Consider the following 5,973-nt stretch of genomic DNA (forward strand, 5'->3'; position numbering starts at 1 on the left):
GCCCTCGGCCACCCGCGTCGCCTGCGCGCGCAGGTCGGCGACCAGTGCGCCCATAGCCGCGGCGTTGGCGGCATACTCCGCGCCGCCGCGGTCGATCGCCGTGGACAGCGTCATGCCGTCTCCGCGAACAGCTCGCGCCCGATCAGCATGCGGCGTATCTCGCTGGTGCCCGCGCCGATCTCGTACAGCTTGGCATCGCGCAGCAGCCGCCCGGTCGGGTAGTCGTTGATATAGCCGTTGCCGCCCAGGCACTGGATCGCCTCCAGCGCCATCCACGTCGCCCGCTCCGCCGCGTACAGGATCGCGCCCGCCGCGTCCTTGCGCGACGTGCGTCCGGCGTCGCAGGCGCGCGCGACCGCGTAGACATAGGCGCGGCTGGCGTTCAGCGTCGTGTACATGTCGGCGATCTTCGCCTGCATGATCTGGAACTCGCCGATCGCCTGCCCGAACTGCTTCCGTTCGTGGATATACGGCACCACCACGTCCATGCAGGCCTGCATGATGCCGAGCGGCCCCGCCGCCAGCACCGCGCGCTCGTAATCCAGCCCGCTCATCAGCACGTTGACGCCGCGCCCGACCTGCCCGAGCACGTTCTCCTCCGGCACCTCGCAATCCTCGAACACCAGCTCGCACGTGTTCGACCCGCGCATGCCGAGCTTGTCGAGCTTCTGCGCGGTCGAGAAACCCTTGAATCCCCGCTCGATCAGGAACGCGGTGATGCCGCGCGGCCCGGCCGCCGGATCGGTCTTGGCATAGACCACCAGCGTGTCCGCGTTCGGCCCGTTGGTGATCCACATCTTGCTGCCGTTGAGCACGTAGCGATCGCCGCGCTTGTCGGCGCGCGTGCGCATGCCCACCACGTCCGACCCCGCGCCCGGCTCGCTCATCGCCAGCGCGCCGACATGCTCGCCGGAGATCAGCTTCGGCAGATAGCGCCGCTTCTGCGCCTCGTTGCCATTGCGGAAGATCTGGTTCACGCACAGGTTGGAATGCGCGCCATACGACAGGCCGACGGAGGCGGAGGCCCGGCTGACCTCCTCCATCGCCACGCAATGCTCCAGATACCCCATCCCGGCGCCGCCGTACTCGTCGCTGACGGTGACGCCGAGCAGCCCGAGCGCGCCGAGCTTGCGCCACAGATCGGCGGGAAAGTCGTTCTCCCGGTCGATGTCGGCGGCGCGCGGCGCGATCTCGTCGGCGGCGAACGCCTCCACCTGCGCGCGCAGCATGTCGGCGGTCTCGCCGAGGCCGAAGTCGAAGGCGGGAAGCCGGTTCGGAATACTGGCCATGGCTTGCCTATTCATTCGATATCGAAGTATTGTTCCGCATAGGTATGCCGCCCCGGGCGCGTCCTGCCAAGGGCCTATTGCATCGGGCGATCGGATGCGTGCATTGCGCGCGCCGGAGGCGGGACCGCACAATGGTCCGGCGGCAAAGACGGGGGGAGCGGATGTCCAGCGGAACAGGCCTGCCAAGCTATGTCCATGGCGCGCATGACGTGCCGCTGATCGGCCAGACGATCGGCGAGAACTTCGACGCGACCGTCGCCGCCCACCCCGACCGCGAGGCGCTGGTGGTGCGCAGCCAGGGCGTGCGCATGACCTATCGCGCGCTCGCCGCCGCGGTGGACGACTTCGCCGCCGGCCTGCTCGCCCTCGGCCTCGAACCGGGCGATCGCATCGGCATCTGGTCGCCGAACAAGGCGGAATGGATCGTCACCATGTATGCCGCGGCAAAGGCCGGGCTGATCCTGGTGAACATCAATCCCGCCTACCGCACCAGCGAACTCGACTACGCGCTCAATCTCGTCGGCTGCCGCGCCCTCGTCACCGCGACGGATTTCAAGACCAGCGACTATGTCGGCATGATCAACGCGCTCGCGCCCGAACTGGCGGCAAGCCAGCCCGGCGAGCTGCGCGCCGCCCGCCTGCCCGACCTTCGCCACGTCATCCAGATCGACGACAGCCCCGCCCCCGGCTGCCACGCCTTCGCCGACATCGCCCGCGCCGGCACCAACACGACGCGCGCCCGCCTCGCGGAGATCGGCGCGCGGCTGCAATTCGACGACCCGGTGAACATCCAGTTCACCTCCGGCACGACCGGCAGCCCGAAGGGGGCGACGCTCACCCATCACAACGTGCTCAACAACGGCTACTTCGTGGGCGAGGCGATCGGCATGACGGCGGCCGACCGGCTGTGCATCCCGGTGCCGATGTATCATTGCTTCGGCATGACCATGTCGGCGCTCGCCTGCACCTCGCACGGCGCCACCATGGTCTTCCCCGGCGACGGCTTCGATCCGCTCGCCGTGCTCCAGACCGTCAGCGAGGAACGCTGCACCGCTCTCTATGGCGTGCCCACCATGTTCATCGCCGAACTCGATCACCCGGACTTCGCAAGCTTCGACCTCACCTCGCTGCGCACCGGCATCATGGCCGGCTCGCCCTGCCCGATCGAGGTGATGCGCCGCGTGGTGGACCGCATGCACATGCCGGAAGTCACCATCGCCTACGGCATGACGGAGACCAGCCCGGTGTCGTTCCAGAGTGCCACCGACGATCCGCTGGAACGCCGCGTCTCCACCGTGGGCCGCATCCATCCGCATACCGAGGTCAAGATCGTCGATACCGACGGCCGCATCGTCCCGCGCGGCACGCCGGGCGAGCTGTGCACGCGCGGCTATTCGGTGATGCGCGGCTACTGGGGCGACCCGGAGCGCACGGCGCAGGTGCTGGACGGCGCGCGCTGGATGCACACCGGCGACATGGCGGTGATCGACGACGAGGGCTACTGCAACATCGTCGGCCGCATCAAGGACATGGTCATCCGCGGCGGCGAGAACGTCTATCCGCGCGAGATCGAGGAGTTCCTCTATCGCCACCCGAAGATCACCGACGTGCAGGTCTTCGGCGTGCCCGACCGCAAATACGGCGAGGAAATCGCCGCCTGGGTGAAGCTGCGCCCCGGCGAGACCATGACGGAAGACGAGCTGCGCGCCTTCTGCCAGGGCCAGATCGCCCACTACAAGGTGCCGCGCTACGTGCGCTTCGTGGACGAGTTCCCGATGACGATCACCGGCAAGATGCAGAAATACCTGATGCGCGAGCAGATGGCCGCCGCCCTCGGCCTCGTCGCCGACCGCACCGCCTGAGGCTCGGCCCGGTCGCGTCAGACGACGTGATCGGGCCGCAGCCGGCACGCCTCGGCCTGCGCCGGCGTCTCGATCTGGATCGTCGTGTGCCCGATCGCGAAACGCTGGCGCAGCTCCGCGCACACCCGCGCGAGCAGCCGCCGGTCCGCCTCCGGCGCGTCGCACACCAGATGCGCCGTCAGCGCGACATCGGTCGTCGACAGCGCCCAGATATGCAGGTCGTGCACCTCGCGCACCCCGGCCTGCGCGGCGAGATAGCCATGCACCGCGTCGCGCGCCACGCCATCGGGCACGCCGTCCATGGCGAGATTGACGCTTTCGCGCAAAAGCCCCCAGGTGCCGACCGTGATCACCGCCGCGATGCCGAGGCTCGCCAGCGGATCGAGCACCGTCCAGCCGGTGAACATGATCAGCACCGCCGCCACCACGACGCCCGCCGACACCGCCGCGTCCGCCGCCATGTGCAGGAACGAGGCACGCAGGTTGAGGTCGCCCTCCCGCCCGCGCATGAACAACAGCGCCGTGCCGCCGTTGACCGCGATGCCGATCAGCGCGACCGCGATCACCGTCCACTCGGCCACCGGCTCGGGATGCAGCAGCCGGCGCACCGCCTCCACCGCGATCGCGCCGACGCCGATCAGCAGCAGCGCCGCGTTCGCCAGCGCCGCCAGGATCGAGCTGCGCCCCCAGCCATAGGTGCGCGCCGCACTCGGCGGCCGCTGCCCCAGCCACGCCGCGCCCCAGGCCAGCAGCAGCCCCAGCACGTCGCCCAGGTTGTGCACCGCGTCCGCCACCAGCGCGACCGACCCGGCGGCGAGGCCAAAGATGACCTCCGCCACCACGAACGCCGTGTTCAGCCCCACCCCGATCGCGAACGCCCGGTCATGCCGCGCCGGCCCGTGGCTGTGCCCCGCATGGCCCAGCCCGCCATGCCCATGCCCGCCATGGTCATGCCCGCCATGGTCATGCCCCTCATGGTCGGGCCCATCATGGTCATGCCCATCATGGTCATCCGCCCCGTGGGCATGGGTGTCCTGGTGGCTCTCCGGCATTCCGTCCCCCGACTTCCCGCCCCCGCTTGCCGTCCTCGTATCGCCATGCCGCGGGGCCGGTCACAACGCGGGCAGCATAACACAGATGCCGCCGCGCCCGTTGGCGGCCATGGCGCGTCGCAGCATATGCAAGGCACACAGACCCCCTTTGGGAGCCACGCATGCCTGATCTGTTCTCGCCCGTGCGCCTCGGCGCGCTCGACCTGCCCAACCGCATCGTCATGGCCCCGCTCACCCGCTCGCGCGCCGGGCGCGGCGACGTGCAGGGCAAGCTGAACGCCGAATACTACGCCCAGCGCGCCACCGCCGGCCTGATCATCAGCGAGGCCACGCAGATCTCGCCGCAGGGCAAGGGCTATGCCTTCACCCCCGGCATCCACAGCGCCGAACAGGTCGCCGGCTGGCGCCTCGTGACCGACGCCGTGCACGCCCATGGCGGGCGCATCGTGCTCCAACTCTGGCATGTCGGCCGCATCTCCCACCCCGACCTGCAGCCCGGCGGCGCGCTCCCCGTCGCCCCGTCGGCCGTCCAGCCGAAGGTGGAGGCGTTCACGGAAACCGGCATGAAGCCGATCCCGACCCCGCACGCGCTGGAGGAGGACGAGATCGCCGCGATCATTGGCGACTACCGCACGGCCACCGCCAACGCCCGCGACGCCGGCTTCGACGGGGTGGAGATCCACGCCGCCAACGGCTACCTGATCGACCAGTTCATGCGCGATTCGACCAACCAGCGCACCGACCGCTGGGGCGGCAGCATCGACAACCGCCTCCGCCTGCTGCGCGAGGTCACCGCCGCCGTGACCCAGACCTGGAGTGGCGACCGCACCGGCATCCGCATCAGCCCCATCAGCCCCGCCAACGACATACGCGACAGCCAGCCCGAGGCGCTGTTCACCCGCGCGGTGGAGGTGCTGAACGACTACGGCCTCGCCTATCTGCACGTGGTCGAGGGCACGACCGGCGGCCCGCGCGAGGTGGCGGACGGCTTCGACCTCGCCGTGCTGCGCCGCGCCTTCCGCGGCCCCTACATGGCGAACAACGGCTACACGCCGGAGCTTGCGCGGGAAGCGATCGCGACGGGTGCCGCCGACGCCATCGCCTTCGGCCGCCCCTTCATCAGCAACCCCGACCTGGTGGAGCGCCTGCGCCGCGACGCCCCGCTCGCCCGCTGGAACAGCAAGACGTTCTATGGCGGCGACGCGACCGGCTATACCGACTACCCGACGCTCGACGCCCGCGCCGCCTGAACCCGCCGGCGTCCGCCCCGCGGTTGCTTGCGCGGCCGCTATATTTGCGTCAACAACCCCGGCCGCAACGGCCGGGGTTTTCGCATGTCGAGTCTGCAAGCCATCCTGCTCGCGGTGCTGCAGGGGGCCACGGAACTGTTTCCCGTCAGCTCGCTCGGCCACGCGGTGGTGGTGCCGGCGCTGGCCGGGTGGTCGCTAGACCAGCACGGGGCGACCTTCCTGCCCTTCCTGGTCTTCCTCCATCTCGGCACCGCCGTCGCCCTGCTGCTGTTCTTCGGCCGCGACTGGCTCGCCATCGCCGCCGGCACGCTCGGCATCGGCGGCGCGCATCAGGTGTCGGAAAGCAGGCGGGTCCTCGTCCTCATCGTCATCGCCACCATCCCGGCGGTGATCGCGGGCTTCCTGCTGGAACACGCGCTGCGCCGCCTGTTCGGCGCGCCCGTGGTCGCCGCCTGTTTCCTGGTGGTCAACGCGGTGATGCTGCTGGCCGGCGAGCGGCTGCGCGCCCGCCAGACCGCCG

At 70.0% G+C, this 5,973-nt stretch carries 5 protein-coding genes; 3 read left to right on the top strand and 2 right to left on the bottom strand.

Annotated elements, in window-relative coordinates:
* Positions 1–110: 110 nt before the first annotated feature.
* Positions 111–1,289 carry an isovaleryl-CoA dehydrogenase gene (locus B8460_RS18650; protein WP_048863126.1) on the bottom strand — a complete coding sequence of 393 codons (1,179 nt, stop codon included), beginning with the start codon at positions 1,287–1,289 and terminating at the stop codon, positions 111–113.
* A 161-nt stretch (positions 1,290–1,450) separates the two neighbouring features.
* Between B8460_RS18650 and B8460_RS18655 the strand changes: the two genes are divergently transcribed.
* Entirely contained in the window at positions 1,451–3,151 is a 1,701-nt protein-coding gene (locus tag B8460_RS18655; RefSeq protein ID WP_048863127.1) for an AMP-binding protein, read from the top strand.
* Positions 3,152–3,168: 17 nt separating this feature from the next.
* On the opposite strand, the gene B8460_RS18660 is transcribed toward B8460_RS18655, so the two are convergent.
* The gene (locus B8460_RS18660) at positions 3,169–4,203 is read right to left on the bottom strand and encodes a cation diffusion facilitator family transporter (RefSeq protein WP_084623909.1); all 1,035 of its coding nucleotides are present in this window, start codon (positions 4,201–4,203) and stop codon (positions 3,169–3,171) included.
* Positions 4,204–4,364: 161 nt separating this feature from the next.
* Here B8460_RS18660 and B8460_RS18665 point away from each other — a divergent pair, with 161 nt between their 5' ends.
* Positions 4,365–5,453, top strand: a complete 1,089-nt coding sequence (locus tag B8460_RS18665) for an alkene reductase (protein WP_048863128.1) — start codon at positions 4,365–4,367, stop codon at positions 5,451–5,453.
* Positions 5,454–5,537: 84 nt separating this feature from the next.
* Positions 5,538–5,973: undecaprenyl-diphosphate phosphatase (locus tag B8460_RS18670; protein ID WP_048863129.1), on the top strand; the 436-nt coding region annotated here is incomplete at its 3' end.

The organism is Acidisphaera rubrifaciens HS-AP3 (assembly GCF_000964365.1).
Classification (GTDB): domain Bacteria; phylum Pseudomonadota; class Alphaproteobacteria; order Acetobacterales; family Acetobacteraceae; genus Acidisphaera; species Acidisphaera rubrifaciens.

What these genes read in the sequence shown, in the direction of transcription:
- B8460_RS18650 (WP_048863126.1), bottom strand. Translation starts at nt 1,289, where the DNA reads ATGGCCAGTATTCCGAACCGGCTTCCCGCCTTCGACTTCGGCCTCGGC.
- B8460_RS18655 (WP_048863127.1), top strand. Translation starts at nt 1,451, where the DNA reads ATGTCCAGCGGAACAGGCCTGCCAAGCTATGTCCATGGCGCGCATGAC.
- B8460_RS18660 (WP_084623909.1), bottom strand. Translation starts at nt 4,203, where the DNA reads ATGCCGGAGAGCCACCAGGACACCCATGCCCACGGGGCGGATGACCAT.
- B8460_RS18665 (WP_048863128.1), top strand. Translation starts at nt 4,365, where the DNA reads ATGCCTGATCTGTTCTCGCCCGTGCGCCTCGGCGCGCTCGACCTGCCC.